This window comes from Nonomuraea mangrovi (assembly GCF_042681425.1).
In the GTDB taxonomy this organism is placed as follows: Bacteria; Actinomycetota; Actinomycetes; order Streptosporangiales; family Streptosporangiaceae; genus Nonomuraea; species Nonomuraea mangrovi.
Genome location: NZ_JBHUFV010000041.1, coordinates 46,751 through 68,594, shown reverse-complemented (window position 1 = coordinate 68,594; position 21,844 = coordinate 46,751). Strand labels below are relative to the sequence as shown.

At 69.8% G+C, this 21,844-nt stretch carries 20 protein-coding genes; 9 read left to right on the top strand and 11 right to left on the bottom strand.

What is annotated here, in order from left to right; all coding sequences use genetic code 11:
• Positions 1-35: 35 nt before the first annotated feature.
• On the bottom strand, positions 36-1,445 hold the full coding sequence (locus tag ACFSKW_RS27520) for an aminobutyraldehyde dehydrogenase (protein ID WP_379575350.1): 1,410 nt from the start codon (positions 1,443-1,445) through the stop codon (positions 36-38).
• 111 nt (positions 1,446-1,556) lie between these two features.
• Positions 1,557-2,828 (bottom strand): glycosyltransferase, encoded by a 1,272-nt coding sequence (locus ACFSKW_RS27515; RefSeq protein WP_379575349.1) that lies wholly within the window; start codon positions 2,826-2,828, stop codon positions 1,557-1,559.
• A 116-nt stretch (positions 2,829-2,944) separates the two neighbouring features.
• Here ACFSKW_RS27515 and ACFSKW_RS27510 point away from each other — a divergent pair, with 116 nt between their 5' ends.
• Entirely contained in the window at positions 2,945-3,559 is a 615-nt protein-coding gene (locus tag ACFSKW_RS27510; RefSeq protein ID WP_379575348.1) for a TetR/AcrR family transcriptional regulator, read from the top strand.
• Between the two features lies 1 nt (position 3,560).
• Here the strand turns inward: ACFSKW_RS27510 and ACFSKW_RS27505 are convergent, their stop codons facing one another.
• From ACFSKW_RS27505 to ACFSKW_RS27490, 4 genes are read right to left on the bottom strand one after another with little or no spacing between them, the layout of a single operon-like run.
• A complete protein-coding gene (locus ACFSKW_RS27505) occupies positions 3,561-4,586 on the bottom strand; it encodes an ABC transporter ATP-binding protein (protein WP_379575347.1) in 1,026 nt (341 codons plus the stop codon).
• Entirely contained in the window at positions 4,573-5,352 is a 780-nt protein-coding gene (locus ACFSKW_RS27500) for an ABC transporter permease (protein WP_379575346.1), read from the bottom strand. Before ACFSKW_RS27500 ends, ACFSKW_RS27505 begins: the two co-directional genes overlap by 14 nt.
• Positions 5,345-6,172: an ABC transporter permease gene (locus ACFSKW_RS27495; RefSeq protein ID WP_379575345.1), complete on the bottom strand. Its 828-nt coding sequence runs from the start codon at positions 6,170-6,172 to the stop codon at positions 5,345-5,347. The genes ACFSKW_RS27500 and ACFSKW_RS27495 overlap by 8 nt, the downstream gene beginning before the upstream one ends.
• A gap of 48 nt (positions 6,173-6,220) precedes the next feature.
• Positions 6,221-7,342 (bottom strand): polyamine ABC transporter substrate-binding protein, encoded by a 1,122-nt coding sequence (locus ACFSKW_RS27490; protein WP_379575344.1) that lies wholly within the window; start codon positions 7,340-7,342, stop codon positions 6,221-6,223.
• A 214-nt stretch (positions 7,343-7,556) separates the two neighbouring features.
• Here ACFSKW_RS27490 and ACFSKW_RS27485 point away from each other — a divergent pair, with 214 nt between their 5' ends.
• On the top strand, positions 7,557-8,678 hold the full coding sequence (locus ACFSKW_RS27485; protein ID WP_379575343.1) for a hypothetical protein: 1,122 nt from the start codon (positions 7,557-7,559) through the stop codon (positions 8,676-8,678).
• On the top strand, positions 8,675-9,628 hold the full coding sequence (locus ACFSKW_RS27480; RefSeq protein ID WP_379575342.1) for an SIS domain-containing protein: 954 nt from the start codon (positions 8,675-8,677) through the stop codon (positions 9,626-9,628). Before ACFSKW_RS27485 ends, ACFSKW_RS27480 begins: the two co-directional genes overlap by 4 nt.
• Before the next feature lie 104 nt (positions 9,629-9,732).
• Here ACFSKW_RS27480 and ACFSKW_RS27475 read toward each other — a convergent pair whose 3' ends face one another.
• Genes ACFSKW_RS27475 through ACFSKW_RS27460 form a run of 4 tightly spaced genes read right to left on the bottom strand, consistent with a single transcriptional unit; the run spans position 9,733 to position 14,106 of the window.
• The gene (locus tag ACFSKW_RS27475; RefSeq protein WP_379575341.1) at positions 9,733-10,314 is read right to left on the bottom strand and encodes a GTP-binding protein; all 582 of its coding nucleotides are present in this window, start codon (positions 10,312-10,314) and stop codon (positions 9,733-9,735) included.
• Positions 10,295-10,738 carry a DUF742 domain-containing protein gene (locus tag ACFSKW_RS27470; RefSeq protein ID WP_379575340.1) on the bottom strand — a complete coding sequence of 148 codons (444 nt, stop codon included), beginning with the start codon at positions 10,736-10,738 and terminating at the stop codon, positions 10,295-10,297. The genes ACFSKW_RS27475 and ACFSKW_RS27470 overlap by 20 nt, the downstream gene beginning before the upstream one ends.
• 12 nt (positions 10,739-10,750) lie before the next feature.
• Entirely contained in the window at positions 10,751-11,173 is a 423-nt protein-coding gene (locus ACFSKW_RS27465; protein WP_379575338.1) for a roadblock/LC7 domain-containing protein, read from the bottom strand.
• Positions 11,170-14,106: a sensor histidine kinase gene (locus ACFSKW_RS27460; RefSeq protein WP_379575337.1), complete on the bottom strand. Its 2,937-nt coding sequence runs from the start codon at positions 14,104-14,106 to the stop codon at positions 11,170-11,172. Before ACFSKW_RS27460 ends, ACFSKW_RS27465 begins: the two co-directional genes overlap by 4 nt.
• Positions 14,107-14,581: 475 nt before the next feature.
• Between ACFSKW_RS27460 and ACFSKW_RS27455 the strand changes: the two genes are divergently transcribed.
• The 6 genes from ACFSKW_RS27455 (at position 14,582) to ACFSKW_RS27430 (ending at position 21,086) form a co-directional block, all read left to right on the top strand.
• Entirely contained in the window at positions 14,582-15,652 is a 1,071-nt protein-coding gene (locus tag ACFSKW_RS27455; protein ID WP_379575439.1) for a quaternary amine ABC transporter ATP-binding protein, read from the top strand.
• The gene (locus tag ACFSKW_RS27450) at positions 15,649-17,553 is read left to right on the top strand and encodes an ABC transporter permease (RefSeq protein WP_379575336.1); all 1,905 of its coding nucleotides are present in this window, start codon (positions 15,649-15,651) and stop codon (positions 17,551-17,553) included. The genes ACFSKW_RS27455 and ACFSKW_RS27450 overlap by 4 nt, the downstream gene beginning before the upstream one ends.
• A gap of 7 nt (positions 17,554-17,560) precedes the next feature.
• On the top strand, positions 17,561-18,541 hold the full coding sequence (locus ACFSKW_RS27445; protein WP_379575335.1) for an ABC transporter substrate-binding protein: 981 nt from the start codon (positions 17,561-17,563) through the stop codon (positions 18,539-18,541).
• A gap of 49 nt (positions 18,542-18,590) precedes the next feature.
• Complete coding sequence (locus tag ACFSKW_RS27440; RefSeq protein WP_379575334.1) at positions 18,591-19,523, top strand: ABC transporter substrate-binding protein; 933 nt, start codon at positions 18,591-18,593, stop codon at positions 19,521-19,523.
• A 185-nt stretch (positions 19,524-19,708) separates the two neighbouring features.
• The gene (locus ACFSKW_RS27435; RefSeq protein WP_379575333.1) at positions 19,709-20,323 is read left to right on the top strand and encodes a DUF998 domain-containing protein; all 615 of its coding nucleotides are present in this window, start codon (positions 19,709-19,711) and stop codon (positions 20,321-20,323) included.
• Between the two features lies 1 nt (position 20,324).
• A complete protein-coding gene (locus tag ACFSKW_RS27430; RefSeq protein WP_379575332.1) occupies positions 20,325-21,086 on the top strand; it encodes a TetR/AcrR family transcriptional regulator in 762 nt (253 codons plus the stop codon).
• 297 nt (positions 21,087-21,383) lie between these two features.
• Here ACFSKW_RS27430 and ACFSKW_RS27425 read toward each other — a convergent pair whose 3' ends face one another.
• A complete protein-coding gene (locus ACFSKW_RS27425) occupies positions 21,384-21,833 on the bottom strand; it encodes a MarR family transcriptional regulator (protein ID WP_379575331.1) in 450 nt (149 codons plus the stop codon).
• Positions 21,834-21,844 lie beyond the last annotated feature (11 nt).

The following is a 21,844-nucleotide window of genomic DNA, read 5'->3' as shown; positions in this document are numbered from 1 at the left end:
AGTCCGGCCTTTTCGCCCATAACGCCACATGCTGTTTAGGCCGGCCGGAACGAGTCCCGCTCCGCCGGAGCCGCGTGCTTGATCATCAGGTGACGGGTCACCGAGTACTCCTGCACCGCCTCCTGGCTCATGTCCTTGCCGAACCCGCTGCCCTTGACGCCGCCGTGCGGAGCCTCACTGGCGATCGGCAGATGATCATTCACCCACGTCACCCCGACATCCAGCCGATGCGAGACGCGCATGGCCCTGGCCACGTCGCGCGACCAGACCGAGGAGGCCAGCCCGTAGCGGGTGTCGTTGGCCAGCCTGACAGCCTCGTCCTCGTCGTCGAAGGGCAGCACCACGAGGACGGGGCCGAAAAGTTCGCCCTGCACGACCTCGCTGTCCTGCCGGGGCCCCGCGATGAGGGTGGGCGGGTAGAAGAAGCCGGGCGCGTCGATCGGTGCACCGCCGAAGATCACCTCGCCTCCCGAGTCGGCGGCCGCGCGGGAGACGAAGCCGTGCACCCTGTCGCGGTGCGCGGCCGAGATCAGCGGACCGATGTCCGTCGTGGGGCTCCACGGATCGCCGACCTGGATCTCGGCAAGCGTAGCGCGAATGGCCTCCACCGCGTCCCCGTAGGCCTGGCGGGCGACGTAGACCCTCGTGGCCGCGGTGCAGTCCTGGCCGGTGTTGTACGTGGCGCCCATGGCCACGCCACGCGCGGTCTCCGCCAGGTCGGCGTCCTCGAAGACCAGGGCGGGCGCCTTGCCGCCGAGCTCCAGGTGCACGCGCTTGAGCGTGCGCGCCGCGCCCGTCATGACCGCGCGGCCGGTCTCGGTGGAACCGGTGACGCTCACCATGTCCACGCCGGGGTCGGTCACCAGGGCCTCGCCGACCTCGGCGTCGCCGGTCACGACCTGCACCAGGTTCTCCGGCGCACCCGCCTTGGCGATCAGCTCGGCCAGCCGGATCGTCGTGCGCGGCGTGTGCGGCGCGGGCTTGATGACCACCGCGTTGCCCGCGGCCAGCGCCGGACCGAGCTTCCACACCGCCATGACGAAGGGGAAGTTCCACGGCGCGATCGAGCCCACCACCCCGACCGGGCGGCGCAGCAGCACCGAGGTGTAGCCGGCGCTGAGCACCCCCGCACCGCTGCCGTCGAGCGAGCGCGCGGCACCGGCGAAGAAGCGCAGGTTGTCGGCGGCGAACGGCAGCTCGCCGTCCCTGAAGACGGCCGCGGGCTTGCCCGTCTCCTCCACCTCGAGCCTGGTCAGCTCCTCCGCGTCGGCCTCCACCAGGTCGGCAAGGCGCAGCAGCACGCGGGCGCGGTCGGCGGGGGTGGCCTGCGACCACTCGTCGAAGGCCTTCTTCGCCCGCCGTACGGCGTGCGCCACCTCCGCGACGGGCGTGTCGGGCACCTCGGCGAACGGCCGGCCGGTGGCCGGGTTGATCAGTTGACGCATCGTGTCTTCCCTCGGAAACGATCGGGTCGGTCGCCTGCCGTGACGGCCGGGGACCGGGCCCGAGGGAACGCGCTGGGGTGCTCCCTCGGGGTCGTGCTGTTCGGACGCGGCCTACTTGCCGAGCTGCTCGATCAGGTCGGCGGCCTTGCGCAGGCCGTCGCGACCGCGGATCTTCTCGCCCTCGGCGGTCAGCCTGGCGCGCAGCTCGGCGTCGCCGAGCAGGCGGTCGAGGGCGCCCTTGAGCTCGTCGTCGCTGAAGGTGTAGGTGGACAGGCGCACGCCGTAGCCGAGCTCGTCCACGCGCTGGGCGTTGTCGTACTGGTCCCAGAACAGCGGCAGCAGGATCATCGGCTTGCCGAAGTGCAGGGCCTCGGTGGTGGTGTTGTTGCCGCCATGGGTGATGACCAGGTCCACCTGCGGGATGATCTTGGTCTGCGGCAGGAACTCCGCGCCCCACATGTTGTCGGCGAGCTTGATCTCCTCGTGCAGCGGGCCCTTGGAGACGATGAACTGGTGCGGCGTGGTGGCGAGCACGTCGATGACGCGCTGCATGAGCTCCACGTCGGCCGAGCCGAGCGAGCCGAGCGAGAAGTAGACCAGCGCGCCGCCGTTGCGCTCGAAGGGCAGCGCGAAGTCCTCGTCGGTCTCGCGGACCGAGGAGTCGAGGCGGTGCCAGCTCGGGCCCAGCGGGCGGGCGTCGGTGTAGTCGAGCAGCTCGGGGTAGACGTAGAGGTTCAGGTCGCCCTCATGGATGAAGTCCAGGTCGGGCAGCGGCCGGGTGCCCTGCTCGACGCACCACTCGTTGAAGGCGGTCCAGATCTCGCGGTGGGTGCGGTCGTACTCGGCGCGGAAGGCGCCCCACTCGGAGCCGTCGTCGGCGGGCAGACCGGAGAAGACGGGCGCGACCGCCTCGCCGCGGACCTCGAGCGGGTTGCAGGAGACGATCCTGACGAACTTCTTGCCCGCGGTCAGCAGCGCGGGGAAGGTGATGACGTTGTCCTCGACGATGATGTCGGGCCTGACCCGCTCGATGATCGCCTTGAGCTGGGGCTCGCAGTACTTCACGCCGTCGATCAGGGCGTCCCAGATGGGCTTGGTGACGGTCTCGAGCTGTTCCCTCGTGCTCTTGCGGTACTCGGGCGCGGTGTCGCGGATGAAGTCCTTCCAGAACTGGCCCGGGTCCTGCTCCTCGGCCTCCTCGGCGGGGGGCGCCAGGTCGACCAGGTCCTCCTCGAAGCCGAGCGCCTCGAGCTTGCCCTTCCACGACGCCTCGGCGGCGAAGACCACCCGGTGGCCCCTACGGCGCAGGATGTCGCCGATGCCGATGCTGTTGTTCGTGGGCCCGTACGCGCTCTCGGGCATGAACAGAATGGTGAGAGACATGATCAACTCCGGAGGGAACGCTCAGTTGAATTTCGATTCAAATACTTGTCTAGCGGGATGGTCAACTTCAAGGCAGTATGTGCCCGAATGACCTTAATGACGCCACAGGAACGGGGGTGCTGGTGACCGCGCGCAAGAGTCGCTCGGACCGGCGGATCGACCTCATCGAGGCGGCGCGGCGGGCCATCGTCCGCCACGGCATCGACGGGGTGCAGCTGGCCCACGTGGCCGAGGAGGCCGGACTGACCTCGGGCGCGGTGCTCTACCACTACCCCGACCTCAGCGAGCTGCTGGTCGAGGCGCACCACGCCAGCGTGGAGCGCTTCTACGAGCACCGCATGCGGCAGATCTCGGCCGTCAGCGATCCCGCGCGCAAGCTGGTCATCACGATCCGCTCGGGGCTGCCCACCGGGCCGCTCGACCCGGACGTGCGGCTGCTGAACGAGCTGGGCGGGGCCGCCGGCCGCAACAGGATCTACGGCCTGCTGCTGACCACCCTGTACGACCGCCAGGTGTCGATGTACCAGGCCGTCCTGGACACGGGGACGGCACTCGGCGTGTTCGCCCCGACCTCCGACTCCCTGACGATCGCGCGCAACCTGGTGGCCCTCGAGGACGCCTACGGCTATCGCATCACCGCCAGGCACCCCCTCATCGGCCCCGAGGAGGCCGTCGAGCTGATCCTCAGCTACGCCCGAACGGCCACCGGCTGCGACCTGGCTGCCCACTGACTCAGCCTTCCTGGATCAGCACCGCGTCGTGGGCGTCCCAGCCGAGCCTGACCTGGGCGCCCACCTCGACCTTCGCGGCGCCCTGCTGGGCCACGAGGACCGGCTTGGCCCTTCCCTCCACGGCGACCGCGATGTGCGAGATGCCGCCGTAGAAGCTCACGTCCAGCACGGTGCCGAGCAGACCCTTGTCGGCCAGCCGCACGTTCTCCGGGCGTACGGCCAGCAGCGCCTTGACGCCCGCGAGCTCGGCCCCCTCCCCCGGCAGGACTCCGAGGTCGGGCACGTCGAGACCCTCGGGCACCGCCGTACCCTCGAAGATGTTGTTGGCCCCGACGAAGTCGGCGACGAACGGCGTGCGCGGCCGCTCGTACAGCTCGACGGGCTCGTCCACCTGGCGCACCTGTCCGGACTCGAAGACCGCGATGCGGTCGGCGAGCGACATCGCCTCCTCCTGGTCGTGGGTGACCACGACGAAGGTGATGCCCACCTCGTGCTGCAGCCGCTTGAGCTCCAGCTGCATGCCCGCGCGGACCTTCTTGTCCAGCGCCGACAGCGGCTCGTCCAGCAGCAGCAGCCGAGGACGTTTGACGATCGCCCTGGCCAGGGCCACGCGCTGGCGCTGGCCGCCGGACAGCTGGCCGGGCTTGCGGCCCGCCATCTCGGCCAGGCCGATGGTCTCCAGCACCTCGCCGACCCGCTGCCTGATCTCGGCCTTGCCGAGCTTCTCCTGCTCCAGGCCGTAGGCGATGTTCTTGGCCACGGTCATGTGCGGGAACAGCGCGTAGGACTGGAACATCAGGTTGATCGGCCGCCGGTTGGGCTGCATCGACAGCAGGTCGTCGCCGTCAAGGGTGACCGTGCCCGCGTCGGGCGTCTCGAAGCCGGCCAGGATGCGCAGCAGCGTCGTCTTGCCGCATCCCGAGGGGCCGAGCAGGGCGAAGAACTCGCCCTGCTCGATCTCCAGCGAGACGTCGTCGAGAGCGGTGACGTCCCCGAACCTGCGGGTGACGCCGTCAATCTTGAGCACGAATCTCCCCGATCTTCGTCATGCGCTGGGCGGCGATCACCACGGTGAAGCTCACCAGCAGCAGGATCGACGCGAGCGCGTTGATCTCCGGGGTCACCCCGAACCTGACCATTGAGTAGATGACGATCGGCAGCGTCGGCTCGGTCGGCGCCGCCGTGAAGAACGCGATGACGAACTCGTCGATCGACAGGGTGAAGGCGAGCAGCGCGCCCGCCACGATGCCGGGCGCGAGCTGCGGCAGCGTCACCCTGACGAAGGTGGTGACGGGTCCCGCCCCGAGATCGCGCGAGGCCTCCTCCAGCGAGGAGTCGGCGTGGGTGAGCCTGGTACGCACGACCGCGGCCACGAAGGCCATTCCGAACAGCGCGTGCGACAGGATCACCGAGTGGAGGCCGAGGCTGAACTTCACCAGGTCGTAGAAGACCAGCAGGCCGATGGCCAGCACCAGGTCGGGCAGGATCGCGGGCATCAGCCCGAGCGCGTCGAGCAGCTTGGACCTGGTGTGCCTGGCCAGGCCCACCGCCAGCAGCGTGCCCAGCACGGTGGCGAGCGCGGTCGAGCCCGCCGCCACGATCAGCGTGTTGACCAGGCCCTTCATGATCTTGTCGTCCTCGGCGAGCACGCCGTACCACTTGAAGCTGAAGCCCTCGTAGACGTACGGCGAGCGGCCCGCGTTGAAGGACATCACCACGAGCACCAGGATCGGCGCGTAGAGGAAGACGTAGGTCAGCCAGAACGGCACGTAGAGGAAACGCGGCCTACCCACGGCGGTTCACCCACGACTGGATCACCAGAAGCACGATCAGGACCAGGATCACGGCCAGCGCCAGCGTGGAGCCGAACGGCCAGTCACGCGACTTCAGGAATTCCGTGCGGATCAGCGTGCCGACCGTGGCCGACCGTCCGCCGCCGAGGATCTCGGGGACGACGAAGTTGCCGAAGCTCGGCACGAAGACGAACAGGCAGCCGGTGGCGACCCCCGGCAGCGTCAGCGGGAGCGTCACGCGCCTGAAGGTGGTGAAGGCCGAGGCGCCCAGATTCGCCGAGGCCTCACGCAGCTGCGGGTCGAGCTTCTCGATGGCCGCGTACAGCGGCAGCACCATCAGCGGCAGGTAGGAGTAGAGCAGTCCCGTGACCATCGCGCCCTGGTTGTAGAGCAGCTCGAACTGCGTGCCGAGCGTCGAGTTGATCAGGCCCGGCCCGCTCAGCAGGATCGTCCAGGCGTAGACCCTGATGATGAAGTTCGTCCAGAACGGCAGGACGATCGCGACCAGCGCGATCGTCTTCCACGTCCGCGGCAGCCTGGCGATCAGGTACGCCGTGGGGTAGCCGAGCAGGAGCGCGAACACGGTGGTCAGCGTGGCCAGCTTGACCGACACCAGGACGACGTCGAGGTAAAGGGGGTCGAGCAGCCTGCTGAAGTTCTCCGTCGTGAACTCGTAGACGATCCCGCCGAAGCGGCCGCGTCTGAAGACGGTGTAGCTGAGGATCAGCGCGAGAGGGACCAGGAGCAGCACCGCCAGGTAGACGACGCCGGGGCCCAGGAAGACGAACGCGCCCAGCCGGCGCCCCCACGCAGGGGACACCGGCCGGGCCTTGCCAACTGATTTCACGGCTTACTTGGCTCTCACGGCTTACTTGGCCGCGACCTCGGTCGACAGGCGGGTGTACTTGGTGGACGCCTCACCCAGGTCGATGATCGACTCGCCCTGCAGCAGCTCGGCGGGGGAGGTGCCGAGCAGGGACCCCTCGGCCACCTGGACCTTGTCCATGGCGGCCTTGTTCGGGACCTTGTAGTTGATGTTCTCGGCCGCCCAGCGGTGGATCTCGGGGTCGAGGATGTAGTTGATCAGGGCGTGCGCGGCCTCCTTGTTCTTGGAGGACTTCATGATCACCATGGTGTCCACCCAGAGGTCGCTGCCCTCCTTCGGGACCGCGAACTTGATGTTCTTCTTCTCGTCCGTGGTGGGGCACCAGCCGTCCCACGCCTCGACCATGATCGCCTCGCCGGTCTTCAGCTTCTCGCCGAAGGTGACGTCGTCGTAGCCCAGCAGGTGCGGCTTGGCCGCGACGAGGAGCTCCTTCGCCTTGGCGATCTCCTCGTCCTTGTCGGTGTTGACCGAGTAGCCGAGCGACTTGAGCGCGGGCAGCGCCAGCCAGCGCTCGGTGGTCATCATCGTGACCTTCTTCTCGGCCCAGGCAGGCGGGGTCAGGATGTCCTTCCAGCTGGTCGGCTCGGCCTTGACCAGGTCGCTCCGGTAGCAGATGCCCGTCGTGCCCCAGGTGTAGGGGACGGAGATCTTGTTGCCCTTGTCGTAGGACAGCTGCGTGGCCTCGGGGTAGAGGTTGCTGAGGTTCGGGATCAGCTCGGCGTGGATCGGCTCCAGCAGGCCCGCGGCGGCCAGCGCCTGCGCGTACTGGCCGGAGACGAAGGCGACGTCGATGCCCTCGCCGCCCTGGCTGGTCAGCTTCGTCATCGCGGTCTCGTTGGTGTCGTGCTCGACGATCTTCACGTCGGCGACGCCGAGCTTGGCCTTGGCCTTCTCCGGCAGCTCCTTGGGCGTGTACCCGGGCCAGACGGTCACCGTGAGGCTCTGCTTGGAAAGATCCGCCTTCGCGTTCAGCTGCGCGGCGGCGCTCGGTGCCGGGTTGGCGTTGTTGGTCGACGACTCGCCGCCACACGCCGCTACGGCGAGCGTGAGTCCGGCCGCCGCGACGACGGCCGGAAAACGACGGGTGTACCGGATACGGGACACGGCCGCTACTCCTTCTGGATTCAGATGTACGAGGGGTCTCGCGACCAACCGGGCACTGCAGACCAAAGCAGGAGTGTTGCAGCCAACATCAACATGAGCAAGACTTTTCCGGACATTGTCACCAGGAAGTTTGATGAACGTGTTGAATCGCGATTCAATTTGGCGGCGTCTGTTGGCTCTCGGTAAGAATCACGTTACCGATCGGGACGGCGCCGTGACCAGTTCCGCCCTGGCCCGGATCGGTGCGCCGAGGGCCGGTGAAGGACTGACGGCGGCCTTCCTGGCGGCGCTGTCGGAGCCGGTGCCCGAGCCGTTCGCGCTCCGCCGCTACCTGCCCATGCCCGCGCCCTACGGCCCCGCCGAAGGGCCCACGCCCGCGTCGCCGTGGCAGGAGCGCGGCATCGACGTCGACCAGACCAACCACTCGGTCGTGGTCGGCGAGCGGATCGTGGTGAAGTGGCTGGCCGAGCCCGCGCCGCTGCCCCACCCGACGTTGGCCGCGTTCGCGCACCTGACGGAGACGGGCTTCGCGCACACGGCCCCGCCCTACGCGGCGCTCACCAGGGTCGCCCCTTCGGGAGCCGAGACGCTGCTCGCCCTGGTGACCGGCTACCTGCCAGAGGCGAGGGACGGGTGGGAGTGGTGCGTGGACGAGGCGGAGGCGGGCCGTACCGGCTTCGCGGCCACGCTCGGCGACCTGGCCGCCGACCTGCACCTGGCCCTCGCGACCTTCCCCGCCACGGAGTCCGCGCTCCCTCCTTCGCGTGAGCGGTCCGCGATGGAGCGGGCGGCCGGGGCGCTGGAGGAGGCGCTCACGCTCACCGACGGCGAGGACGGCGCCTGGCTGCGCGCCCACGAGCCCGCGCTGCGGGCCGAGCTCGCGCCCCTCTCCGGCATCGTCACCACCTCACGGATCCGCATCCACGGTGACTTCCACGTGGGCCAAATCCTTCAGTGGCGCGACGGGTACGCGGTGATCGACTTCGACGGCAATCCGACCGTCACCGAGGCCGACCCGTACCAGCCCGCCGCCCGCGACGTCGCCCAGCTCACCACCAGCCTGGAACACGTCGCCCAGGTGGCCGTCAAGCGGCGCGGCACCGCCCCGTCCGCGGCCGCCGCGTGGGCCGCCATCGCGCGAGCCGGCCTCCTGGCCGCCTACCGCGCGCGCCTCGCGGAGGCGGGCAGGCCCGACCTGCTGGACGACCGCCTGCTCGGCCCGTTCGAGATCGAGCAGGAGTGCCGCGAACTGATCTACTCCGCACGCCACCTGCCCCGCTGGCGCTACGCCCCCATGGGCGTCCTGCGCACCCGCTTCACCGAGGAGAACCCGTGAACCCCGAGCTGTTCCACGCCGACCTGGAGGCCAAGCCCTCCGCCCTCGCCGACCTGGCCGCGTGGCTGGAGAAGGAGCCGCTGACCCTGCCCGAGGGGCTCAGACGCGTGGTGTTCCTCGGCATGGGCAGCTCCCGCTACGCGGCAGGCGTCGCCGCGCTCCGCCTGCGCGCCAGGGGCTTCGACGCCTACGCCGAGTACGGCTCGGCCGCCGCCACCTTCCCCGCGGGGCCCGAGACGCTCGTCGTGCCGATCTCGGCGACGGGAGGCAGCAGGGAGACCCTCGACGCCCTGGCCCGCTACGCCGGAGGCCCCTCCCCCGTCGTCGCCCTCACCAACGTCGAAGGCTCGAAGATCGCAGAGGGGGCCGACCAGGTCATCCCGATGCTGGCAGGCGAGGAGCGGGGCGGCGTGGCCTGCCGTACCTTCCAGCACACGCTGGTGCTGCTGCTGGCGCTGGAGTCGCGGCTCACCGGGGCGGCCCGCGACATCCCCGAGCTGGTACGGCGGGCCGCCGCGGCCACCTCCGACCTGCTGGACCGGAGGGACGACTGGCTCGCCACCGCGCTGGAGCTGCTCGACGGGGCGCACGGGGTCTACGCGATCGCGCCGGCCGAGCGGATGTCGTCGGCCGAGCAGTCCGCGCTGATGGTCCGAGAGGGCCCGCGCAGGCCCGCCGACGCGTGCGAGAGCGGCGACTGGTCGCACGTGGACGTCTACCTCACCAAGACCCTCGACTACCGCGCCCTGCTGTTCCCCGGCTCGCGCTACGACGAGCAGGCCATGGACTGGGTACGGCAGCGCGGCTCCACCGTCCTCACGGTGGGCGGGCACGTGGAGGGCGAGCGCGCCTCGATCAGGTACCGGCACGACGACGATCCCGACGTCGCCCTGCTGACCGAGACACTCGTCGCCGAGCTCGTCGCCGCCCACTGGTGGCGCGCCGCCTGATCCGGGGGCCTGAGCCTGACGGCGCGGCGCCGGTCGCCGGCGCCGCGCTCCCGACGGAACCTCTCCTGGAGATCCAGGAGCGGAGTCGAGCCGTCGCCGCGGGGTCAGTAGGTGGGGCCGTAGGCGGAGCGGACGGTCAGAGCGTGCTCCACCAGCGTGATGAGCGTGGTCTTGACCGCGTCCCGGGAGCGCGCGTCCGTCCGCACGATCGGCACGTGCGGTGCCAGCGTCAGCGCGTCCCTCACCTGGTTCTCCACGTGCGGGAAGTGCCCGTTCCAGCCGTTGAGCCCGATCACGAAGGGCAGCTTGGCCTCTTCGAAGTAGTCGATCGCGGGGAAGGAGTCGGCCAGCCTGCGGGTGTCGACGAGCACGACCGCGCCGATGGCGCCGCGGACCAGGTCGTCCCACATGAACCAGAACCGGTGCTGACCCGGCGTGCCGAACAGGTAAAGGATCAGGTCCCTGTCCAGCGACACCCGGCCGAAGTCCATGGCCACGGTCGTGGTGGTCTTGTCAGGGGTGAGGCTGAGGTCGTCGACGCCCGCCGAGGCGTTGGTCATGACAGCCTCGGTGGTGAGCGGCAGGATCTCCGACACCGCACCCACGAACGTCGTCTTGCCCACACCGAACCCGCCCGCCACGACGATCTTCGTCGAGGTCAGGCCGCTAGAGCCTGCGAAGTCCACTTAGCACCCTTTCCAGCAGGTTCCTGTTCGGCATGCCCGCATCCAGTTGCGGCTGGTAGATCCGCACCAGACCCTCCGCCTCCATGTCCGCGATCAGCACCCTGGCCACGCCCAGTGGCATGGCCAGCAGCGCCGACACCTCGGCGACCGACCTGATCTGCCGGCACAGCTCGCTGATCGCGCGGTATTCACGGGTGTGGTTCATGCCGAGTTGCGCCGAGGTGGCCGAGGAGACCAGCGCCTCCATGGCCAGGTTGGTGCGCGGCGCGGTGCGCCCGCCGGTGAGCGAGTACATCCGCACCAGCGAGCTGCGCTCCTCCTCGGGAGGGCTGGGGGCAGGGTCGTAGCCCGAGGCCGGTTGGCCGTACCCCCTGCCGTAGTCCGGCGGAGGCCCGTAAGAAGGGCCGTCATTCCACGAAGCCACGATCGTCTCCCATCACCAAGGGCGCGCGGATGACAGTTCCGCCCGTACGGCAGGCGTGAGCACCTGGCCGGCCCTTTCCACCAGAACCGTCATCTGGTAGGCGACCAGTCCCATGTCGCATTCCGGCGCGGCCAGCACGGCGAGGCAGGACCCGTCGCTGATGGACATCACCAGCAACAGCCCGCGCTGCATTTCGACGACGGTCTGAGTGACTCCGCCGCCTTCGAAGACCCTCGATGCGCCCTGGACCAGGCTGATCAGCCCGGCGGCCACGGCGGCGAGCTGGTCGGCGCGGTCCTTGGGGAACCCCCTCGAGAACGCCATGGGCAACCCGTCCGAGGAGACGACCACGGCGTGCGCGACGCCGGGCACCTCCTCGACGAAGCCGCTGACCAGCCAGTTGACATCCCTGGCGGCCTGGCTCAGCTCCTTCACCGCTGCGCCCCTTCCTCGCCGGCGTTCCCGAGCTCGGCGCGGCCCTTCCGCACACCCTGCTGGTAGCTGGCCAGCCTGCTCCTGATCCGGTCGGGAGAGACGGGTGGCATCGGCGGCGCGGGGGCCTGGGCCTGCGGGGCGGCGGCGGTGCCGGGCACCAGGTTCGCCCTGGGCTTGCGCTTGGGCAGGCCCGAGGTGGTGATGCCGCCGAGGCTGGGGTCGTTGGCCGCGCGGGCCGCCTGCCAGCCCGCGTCGGCGGGCGACGACCAGGGGTCCTGAGACGCCGCGGCCTGCTGGCCGGCCTGCTGACCGGCCTGCTGACCGGCCTGCTGACCGGTGTGGCGGTCGGCTCCGGCGGGCGGCGGCTCCGTGGGGTGTTCCACGGAGGACTTGCCCTGCGCGGATCCCGTGTCGAGCGAGGGGGCGTCGGCGGCGTCGGCGATGTTCGCCGGGCGCTTGAACCAGCTCGACTCCACCGCCGCGAAGATCGGCAGGTACTCCTCGTCGCCGGTGTCGAGCGAGGAGGTCTCCACCCGGGGCAGCGGCCTTGTCGCGTCGGGGTACTCGTGCCTGCCCGGCACGTCGAAGGAGTCGTGCGGGCGCCGGTCGAGCGTGCCGTACGAGTCGGGGCCCTGAGAGCCGCCCAGGCCGGGCATCTCGCGGAAGCCCGGCGGCCGGCCGCCGTCCGAGGGGCGTCCTCCTCGCTTGGGAAGCCCGTTGGAGGTGAAGTCGGACAGGTCCGCCGAGGGCGCGTCGTTGGTGCCGAACCAGTCGACAGGCGGCGAGTCGAGCACCGGCGCGCCCATGGGCGACGGCCTCAGGTCGTCGAGCGGGGGACTCTCGTACGACATCGGCCCCGCCTGCGGGGGCACCATCGACGGGGGCGGGACCATCGGCTGCTGCGGCTCGGGCGGCATGGTGTGCAGGGGCGGCATGCCGTGCTGGGAGGCGGGGCCGTGCCCGGGCGGCTGGCCGGGGATGGCGGTCAGCAGGGCCTCGGGGATGAGCACCATCGCCGTGAGGCCGCCGATGTCCTGCCTGCGCAGCTGCACGCGGATGTTGTGCCTGAGCGCCAGGCGGCCGACCACGAACAGGCCCATCCGCCGCGACACCGACACGTCCACGACCGGCGGGTTGGCCAGCCGCCAGTTGGCCTGGGCGAGCTCCTCCTGGGTCATCCCGATGCCGTGGTCGGTCACCGCGACCATGACGCCGCCGCCGTCGATGCGGCTGCTCGAGATCGTCACCTTGGTGTCGCTGGAGGAGAAGGACACCGCGTTCTCCACCAGCTCGGCGAGCAGGTGGACGGTGTCGCTGACGGCCTGGCCCGCGATGGCGACCTCGGAGGCCGCCTGCATGACCACCCTGTCGTAGCTCTCGACCTCGCCGAGGGCGGCGCGCACGATGTCCATCAGCTCGACGGGCTGGGTCCACTTGCGTGCGGCGTCCTGGCCGGCGAGGACCAGGAGGTTCTCGCTGTTGCGGCGCATGCGGGTGGCCAGGTGGTCGAGCCTGAACAGGTCGCCGAGGCGGGTGTCGTCCCGCTCGCCGCGCTCGAGGCGCTCGATCAGCGTGAGCTGGCGCTCGACGAGGGTCTGGCTGCGCCGGGAGAGGTTGACGAACATGGCGTTGACGTTGGCGCGCAGCTTGGCCTCGTCGCCCGCCAGCCGTACGGCCTCGCGGTGGACCTCGTCGAAGGCGCGCGCCACCTCACCGACCTCGTCCCGCGAGAACACCCCGATGGGCGCGACCTCCGCGGTGACGCCGCCGTCACGCGACTCGCGCAGCCGCTGGACGAAGCCTGGAAGCCGCTCTCCCGCGATGTCGAGCGCCTCGCTGCGCAGCCTGCGCAGCGGGCGGACGAGCGAGCGCGCCACCCCGGTCGTGATGAGGAGCACGGCCAGCAGCAGGGCCGCGACGGCGCCGGCCACCAGGTAGGCGCGCTGCGTCTCGGCCGCGGCCAGTTCGCTGCTGCGCAGCACGATCGCCGCCGCGTGCCGCTCCTCCACCGAGCGCATGGAGTCGACGATGACGGTGGAGGCCTCGAACCACTCGCGCGCGTCGTCGCGCTTGCTGAGGTCGAGCCCCTTGAGAGGGGCTCCCGTGTCGGCCCTGTTGAGGACCAGTTCGAGCAGGAAGCGTGCCCTGTCCGCCTCGCGGCCGTTGACCTTCTCGTCGAACAGCCGGCGTTCGGCGGCGGTGGCCTCGGCGGCGAAGGCCTTGCGCTCGCTGGCCTCGCGGGACCGCTCGCCGAGAAGGGTCTTGAGCTGGTCCTGCTCGAACCTGCCCACCACCAGGACGACGGTGAGCAGGGCCTGCTGCAGGGAGACGCTCTCCTTGGCGCGGGCGAGCGCGTCCAGCGTCACCGACTGGCGCGTCAGATCCTCGTCCTCGCCGTTCTTGCCGAGCTCGTCGTTGAGCGCGAGCAGGTCGGAGATGACGGTGGTGTAGGCGTCGAGAGCGGCGCCGGGCAGGAGGTCGGAGTCGAAAGCCTGGTCGCGCAGCGCGGCGAGGTCTTCCAGGCGGGTCAGTACGGTGGCGACCTCGTCGCCCGTGCGGCCCGTGACGTCGGAGCCGAGAGCGGCGGCGCTCTGCCGTACCTTCTGCGCCTCCGCGTCGACCCTGCCCATCTGGGCGCGGACGTCGGCGAGGCCGCGCTCGGGACGGCCGAGGACGATGTACCAGGCGGTGCGGGCGCGTTCGGCGCCGAGTTCGTGGGTGAGTCCGCCGACGTTCTCGGCGAGCTTGGCCAGTTGGTTGGCGCGGGCGTAGTCGGCTGCCGCGCTGGTGGAGGCGACGACCTGGAAGCCGCCGAGAAGGACGGCCGCGGCGGTCGGGACGAGGATGAGCGCGACTAATCGCGCGCGCACCCGCCAGTTGCGCAGCCGCCATCCGCCGTGATCGGCGGCTTTGGCACTGGTTCTTCTACTCACCGAACGCAACCTCAGTTGGGGGGAGAGCCTCTATGAGACTCCTGGGAAAATCCAGCAAGTGGGGGTTATTCCAGCACATCACTATGAGAACGACCAAACGAACATAACGCGACAAATCTTGTCCAGAGTGACACAACCGCAGATAACCTGGAGCCCCCGATTTCGGTCGGCCTTTAATGGATCTTGAGTCTTAGAAAATCACCATATATCAGAGTCTGTCCGCTTGTGGGTGGTTGGCCCGTTCCAGTTGTAGATCCACTCCGTAACACCCGAGTCTCTGGATGGTCACGACGTTGTGATTTGCGTTATTTAGGCCCTATGTTGAGCCCCGTCGCGCCTACCCTCAACAACTCGGACCGGGCCAACCGCGGGGCCGGCAAGCTTCTGGAGGCAGAAAGTGGCAGCCGGGCAGGACAGTGCGGCCATCGAGGTCAGTGGGCTGTGGAAGGTCTTCGGCCCACGGGCGAACCGCGTGATGAAAGGCCCTGACAAAGATCTCGACCCGGCCCGACTCCGCGAGAAGACCGGCTGCACCATTGCCGTCAGAGACGTCACGTTCGATGTCAGGCCCGGCGAGATGTTCGTGGTCATGGGCCTGTCGGGAAGCGGCAAATCCACCCTGGTGCGCTGCCTGACCCGCCTCATCGAGCCGACCGCGGGAAGGATCGCCGTCGGCGGCCGGGACGTAGGCGCCGCCTCACCCGCGGACCTGCGCGAACTGCGCCGCCACCACGTGAGCATGGTGTTCCAGCACTTCGGCCTGCTGCCGCACCGTCGCGTCATCGACAACGTCGCCTACGGGCTGGAGATCCAGGGCTCGCCCCGGCAGCGCAGGCACGAGCGCGCGCGGGAGATCCTCTCCCTGGTCGGCCTCGACGGTCACGCCGACTCCTACCCCGACCAGCTGTCGGGCGGCATGCAGCAGCGCGTCGGGCTGGCCAGGGCGCTGGCCGTCGACCCTCAGGTGATGCTGTTCGACGAGCCCTTCAGCGCGCTCGACCCGCTGATCCGCCGCGACATGCAGGCCGAGGTCATCAGGCTGCACCGCGAGGTGGGCAAGACGATGGTCTTCATCACCCATGACCTGTCGGAGGCGCTCAAGCTGGGTCAGCGCATCGCGATCATGCGGGCCGGGTCGATCGTCCAGCTCGGAACGCCGGAGGAGGTCGTGGGCGCGCCCGCCGACGACTACGTGGCCGACTTCGTGCGCGAGGTGCCGCGCAGCCACGTGCTGTCGCTGCGCTGGATCTGCAGGACGCCGGAGTCCGACGAGCACCTCGACGGGCCCGTCCTGCCCGCCGACACGGTCATCAGGGACGCCATCCCCGCGGTGACGGGCTCTGCCAGGCCCATCAGGGTGATGGACGGCGACGAGCTGGTGGGCGTGGTCGACCGCGTGGACATCCTGTCGGCCATGGCGCACGCGCCTGCCGTACCGGAGGGGAGGATCCACGTTCCCGAGCCTGCGACGTCGCCCGAGGAGACCGCTCTCCCGCGCGCGGACCAGGGCGAGGACGCCGGGCCCGTCTCGCAGGCGCGCTCGTGAGCGGCGCCGTCGCGGTTGCGGGCGCGACGGGGATCCGCCGCCCGCCCCGCTGGATCGTCCCAGCGGCCGTCGTCGCAGCGCTCGTGGCCGGCTACCTCACGCTGAACGGCACCGCCACGCTCCCGCACGACGACGAGGCGGCAACGTTCCTCGCCGTCAACGACGCGCGCGACTGGGTCGACGCCAACAGGAACGACAACCCGCTGTTCCTCTACTTCATCAACTACGTCCGCATCTACCTGGGCCAGCTCTACACCTTCCTGGAGACCGCGCTGTTCGCGCTGGGCTGGCCAGGGCTCATCGGCGTGATCGGCGGCCTCGGCTGGCTGGCGGGCGGCTGGCGGATCGCGCTGCTCGGCGTGGCGGGCTTCGCCTCCTTCGGCGTGCTCGGCGTCTGGGAGGCCGGTGTCCGCACACTCGCGCTCGTCCTCGCCTCCGTCCTGGTCGCCCTGCTGATCGGCCTGCCGCTCGGCGTCTGGGCCGGCCGGTCGGCACGGCTGCGCAGGATCGTCTCGCCCGTGCTCGACGTCATGCAGATCATGCCGACGTTCGCCTACCTGACGCCGATGGTGCTCTTCTTCGGCATCGGCCCCTCCTCCGCGACCGTCGCCACCCTCATCTACGCGATGCCGGTAGCCATCAAGATCACCGCGCTGGGCATCGAGCAGGTCTCCCGCACCGCGATCGAGGCCTCCGACTCGATCGGCGCGACCCGCTGGCAGACGTTGCGCAAGGTGCAGCTGCCGATGGCCCGCGAGACCGTCGCGCTGGCGATCAACCAGACGATCATGATGGCGCTGTCGATGGTCGTGATCGCCGCCCTGATCTCGGCGCCGGGGCTCGGCTCCGACATCATCCGCGGCCTGTCGCGGGCCAACGTCGGCTTCATGCTGCCTGCCGGCGTCGCGATCGTGGTCATGGCGATCGTGCTCGACAGGGCCACGATGGCGGCCGCCCGCCAGACGGTCACCGGGCCGGTCAGGTACGTGGTCGCGGCCGCCCTCGCCGTGGGCGGCGTGGCGCTGTCCTTCGTCCTGCCCTCCGCCTTTCCCGAGGAGTGGGTGCTGCCCATCGGCGAGCCCGTCAACGACGCGGTGGAGTGGGCCAAGTTCAGCTGGTACGACGTCACCGAGGCGATCAAGAACGTCACCTCCACGGTCCTGCTGAACCCGCTGCAGGACGTGCTGACCTCCACCCCGTGGTGGTTGGTGGCCGCCGCCGTACTGACGCTGGCCTGGTGGTCCAGCGGGCTCAGGCCCGCGCTCGTCGCGCTGGCCTGCCTGCTCGCACTGGCGTTGCTCGGGCTGTGGGAGCACAGCATGGCCACGCTCACCACCGTCCTGGTCGCGGCCGCCGCCGCCCTGCTGCTCGGCCTCGTCCTCGGCGTGGCCGCCGCCCGCTCCCGCGCCTACTCGGCCGTGCAGCGCCCGCTGCTGGACGCCGCCCAGACGATGCCGTCCGTGGTCTACCTGCTGCCGGCGCTCGCGTTGTTCGGACCGACCAGGTTCACCGCGATCTTCGCCTCGGTGATCTACGCGGTGCCGCCCGTCGTGCGTCTGGTCGAGGACGGCATCCGAGGCGTCTCCCCCACCTCCGTCGAGGCGGCGCTGTCGGCCGGCTCCACGCGGCGGCAACTGCTGTGGAAGGTGCAGCTGCCGATGGCCCGAGGGGCCATCCTGCTGGCCGCCAACCAGGGCATCGTGATGACGCTCGCCATGGTCGTCGTCGGCGGCATGGTCGGCGCGGGCGGCCTCGGCTACGACGTCGTCACAGGTTTCTCCCAGCACTCCGACTTCGGCATGGGTTTCGTCGCAGGAGTCGCCACGGTGCTGCTGGGAATCATGCTCGACCGCATCACGCAGGGCGCCGACAGGCGCTCTTCCCCCCACATAAGAGGATGATCACCGGATGAAGATTCGCCTCATGGCCGGGGTCGTCGCCCTCGGCCTGGCCGTCGCAGGGTGCGGCGGCGGCGCCAGGGTCGACGGCGGCACCACGTCGACGGCCGCCGCTCAGCCCAGCGGCTCGGCGAGCGCCTCGGCCGCAGGGACCGTCAAGCTGGCCATCAACCCCTGGGTCGGGTACGAGGCCAGCGCGGCCGTCATCGCGCACCTGCTGCAGAACGAGCTCGGCTACACGGTGGAGAAGAAGGAGCTCAAGGAGGAGGTCGCCTGGGCCGGCTTCGAGACCGGCGAGGTGGACGTCATCGTCGAGAACTGGGGCCACGACGACCTCAAGAAGAAGTACATCGACGAGAAGAAGGTCGCCGTCGCCGCGGGCTCGACCGGCAACAAGGGCGTCATCGGCTGGTACGTCCCGCAGTGGATGGCCGACAAGTACCCCGACATCACCGACTACAAGAACCTCAACAAGTACGCCGACCTGTTCAAGACCTCCGAGTCCGGCGGCAAGGGCCAGCTCCTCGACGGCGACCCCTCCTACGTCACCAACGACGAGGCGCTGGTCAAGAACCTGAAGCTGGACTTCAAGGTCGTGACGGGCGGCAGCGAGGCGGCGCTGCTGGAGTCGGCGGTGCAGGCCCAGGAGCAGCAGAAGGCGCTGCTGTTCTACTTCTGGACCCCGCACTGGCTCTTCGACAAGGTCAAGCTGGCCAGGGTGAGCCTGCCGGCGTACACCGCGGGCTGCGACGCCGACCCGAAGAAGGTCGCCTGCGACTACTCCGAGCTCGACCTCGACAAGATCGTCAGCAAGAAGTTCGCCGACACCGGCGGCAAGGCCTACGAGCTGGTCAAGAGCTTCAACTGGACCAACGAGGACCAGAACGCGGTCGCCAACGACATCCAGAACAACGGGATGTCCGCCGAGGCCGCCGCCAAGAAGTGGGTCGACGCCAACCAGGCCAAGTGGCAGGCCTGGCTCCCGAAGTAAACGATCGTGTGCCCCCGTCGCTGGCGGGGGCACACGCCGGAGACCGCACATGAGAACCAAACTGCTGGCCGCGGCTCTCACCCTCGGCCTGATCCTCACCGGCTGCACCACCGAAGAACCCCAGGCCCCCAAGGCCACCGGCACCGTACGGCTGGCCGTCAACCCCTGGGTCGGCTACGAGGCGAGCGCCGCGGTGCTCGCCTACCTCCTGGAGCACGAACTCGGCTACAAGGTCGAGACCAAGAAGCTGTCGGAGGAGGAGTCGTGGAAGGGCTTCGAGAGCGGTGACGTCGACGTCATCGTCGAGAACTGGGGCAGGGACAAGGAAAAGAAAGAGTTCATCCAGGACAAGAAGGTCGCCGTCTCGGCGGGACTGAACGGCAACAAGGGCGTCATCGGCTGGTACGTGCCGCAGTGGATGGTCGAGGAGTACCCCGACATCACCAACTGGCGCAACCTGAACAAGTACGCCGATCTCTTCAAGACCGACAAGTCCGGTGAGCTCGGGCAGGTGCTCGACGGCGACCCCACCTTCGTCACCGCCGACGAGGACCTGGTCCGCAACCTGAAGCTGAAGTACAAGGTCGTCTACGCGGGCAGCGAGGACGCGCTGATCAAGGCCATGAAGTCGGCCACCAGGAACAGGCGGCCGCTGCTGATGTACTTCTATCAGCCCCAGTGGCTGTTCACGCAGGTCAAGATGGCCAAGATCAACCTCCCCTCCTACGCGATCGGTTGCGACGCCGTGGCGGCGAAGGTGACGTGCGACTACCCGCCCTACCTGCTGGACAAGATCGTCAGCAAGAAGTTCGCCGACACCGGTGGCAGGGCCTACGAGCTCGTCCGCAACTTCTCGTGGACGAACGACCACCAGAACGCGGTCGCCAGCGACATGACCGACGGCGGCATGTCCGCCGAGCTGGCCGCCAAGAAGTGGGTCGACGCGAACAAGATCGTATGGAAGGACTGGTTGCCCCGATGACGCGGCGGGCCCTGCCATGACCTGCGGCGGACCCGCCGGGGGTGGCAGGGGTCCGGCACGCCGGGCGCGGGTCCGTCCCCGCCTGCGGAGTGGGGCGACGGACGGCCCGGCAAGGCGGGCGACGGGCCGGCAGGGGACGACGGGCTCGGCAGGTTCGTGGAGCACGCTCGGTGAAGGGACCGGCGATGAGAGTGATGCGGGCGTGCGGCGTGGCCGGCGCGGTGCTGTTCGTGCTCGCCTTCCTCGTCGAGGGCGCCACGCGCGGCGACGGCTACGATCCGCTCAGGCATCCCGTCAGCTCGCTCGCCATCGGTGCCCAGGGCTGGACCCAGACCGCGAACTTCCTCCTGACAGGCCTGCTCATGCTGGCCTTCGCGATCAGCCTGCGCGGCACCTCCCGCTGGGGCTTCGCGCTCATGACCGCCTTCGCCGTCGGCCTGGTCGGGGCGGGGCTCTTCGTCACCGACCCGGTGAACGGCTACCCGCAGGGGGCGCCCGCGACCTCCACCACCGCGGGCACCCTGCACGACCTGTTCTCGCTGCTCGTCTTCGCGGGGCTGCCCGCCGCCTGCTTCGTGTACGGCAGGCGCTTCGCCGGCTGGGGCAGGCCGGGCTGGGCGGCGTACTCGATCGCCACTGGCGTCCTCTTCATCGCCGGCTTCCTGATCACAGGGGCGGGATTCTCCGGCGCGGACGGCCTCTCGGGCATCGCGGGCCTGCTCCAGCGGCTCACGCTCGTCATCGGCCTGACATGGGTGGCCCTGCTCGGCAGCGGAGTCCGTACGGTGTACCGTACGTAATGTGACCGTCGAGTACACCGGCAAGGGCGACCCCGCCCGCAGCCTCGCGCTGCTGTGGCGCACCAGCGAACGCCCGAGCCGCAAGGGCAAGCCCGAGCTGAGTGTCGACCGCATCGTCCGCGCCGCCATCGAGGTCGCCGACGCCGAAGGGCTGTCGGCGCTGTCCATGCGCAGGGTCGCCGAACGACTCGGCGTCGGCACCATGTCGCTCTACACCTACGTGCCCGGCAAGCCCGAACTGCTCGACGTCATGCTCGACACCGTCTACGGCGAGACCGCCCGGCCCGCCGACCTGCCCGGCGGCTGGCGCGCCCGCCTGGAGCAGATCGCCAGGGAGAACTGGGCGCTCTACCTGCGTCACCCCTGGCTGCTCCAGGTCGCGACCAGCCGCCCCGTACTCGGCCCCAACACCACGGCCAAGTACGAGTACGAGCTGCGCGCCATCGACGGCATCGGCCTCACCGACGTCGAGATGGACTCGGTCATCACGCTCGTCACCGGGTTCGTGCACGGCGCGGCCCGGGGCGCGGTGGAGGCACTGGAGGCGGAGAAGCACACGGGGATGACCGACGAGCAGTGGTGGGCGGCGCACGCGCCGTTCCTGCACAGGATCGCCGACGTGAGCCGCTTCCCCGTCGCCTCCCGCGTCGGCGAGGCCGCCGCCGAGGTGTACGGCTCCGCGCACAGCCCCGAGCACACCTTCGAGTTCGGCCTCCAACGCCTGCTCGACGGCATCTCCCTCCTGATGGACACGCGCTCCTGACCTCCGGCTAGACCACCGCGCGCCGCCTTAGCGCCTCCACAGCCCCGCCCGTCGACCGACCTGTCCACCTGGTGACCGCCGGCCCGCCATCGCGCCTCCACGACCGCCCGACGACCACCGGACCCCCGCGCCTCCGCCGTCCGCCGGCCGCCCGACGACCACCGGACCCCCGCGCCTCCGCCGACACGCCTGTCGACCGCCGGGGTGGTCTCCCTCATCCGCCGGCTCACGCGCGGACTGCTGGGGCGGTCTCGCATCTCCACAGTCGCCGAGGTCCTCCCGGGCCCCGGCACCGGGTCAGGCGCCGACCTCGCGTTCGTAGGTCAGGAGGGTGTCCACGAACATCCTGCGCTGCTCGGGCGTGAGCGGCTCCAACGCCTTCCGCCATGCCCCCGCCCCCTGCCCCAGCCACTCCTCGATCGAGGCCTGGTGCGCTCCCGCGATGCTGACGATCGTGCGGCGGCGGTCGGCGTCGTCCTCCCGGCGCTCCAGCACGCCCTTCCTGCTGAGGTCGCCCACCATCAGGCTCACGGTCGCGGGCGCCACCTCCAGCCGCGTGGCCAACTCGTTCACCGTCGTCGGCCCGTCGAACAGCAGATAGGCCAGCAATGACAGGTGACGCGGAGCCAGCGACAGCGACTGCAGCTCGTCCGGGATCCTGATCCGCTTCACCCTGCCGACCATCCGCGGCATCAGCAGCAGCAACGTGCGGATGCCGTCGTCGACGCTCAGGCCGTCTGTTGACATCGGACCACGCC

Bases quoted from the DNA above. Each gene is read 5' to 3' on its own strand.
- ACFSKW_RS27520 (WP_379575350.1), bottom strand. From the start codon at position 1,445: ATGCGTCAACTGATCAACCCGGCCACCGGCCGGCCGTTCGCCGAGGTG.
- ACFSKW_RS27515 (WP_379575349.1), bottom strand. From the start codon at position 2,828: ATGTCTCTCACCATTCTGTTCATGCCCGAGAGCGCGTACGGGCCCACG.
- ACFSKW_RS27455 (WP_379575439.1), top strand. From the start codon at position 14,582: ATGAAAGGCCCTGACAAAGATCTCGACCCGGCCCGACTCCGCGAGAAG.
- ACFSKW_RS27445 (WP_379575335.1), top strand. From the start codon at position 17,561: ATGAAGATTCGCCTCATGGCCGGGGTCGTCGCCCTCGGCCTGGCCGTC.
- ACFSKW_RS27440 (WP_379575334.1), top strand. From the start codon at position 18,591: ATGAGAACCAAACTGCTGGCCGCGGCTCTCACCCTCGGCCTGATCCTC.
- ACFSKW_RS27435 (WP_379575333.1), top strand. From the start codon at position 19,709: ATGAGAGTGATGCGGGCGTGCGGCGTGGCCGGCGCGGTGCTGTTCGTG.
- ACFSKW_RS27425 (WP_379575331.1), bottom strand. From the start codon at position 21,833: ATGTCAACAGACGGCCTGAGCGTCGACGACGGCATCCGCACGTTGCTG.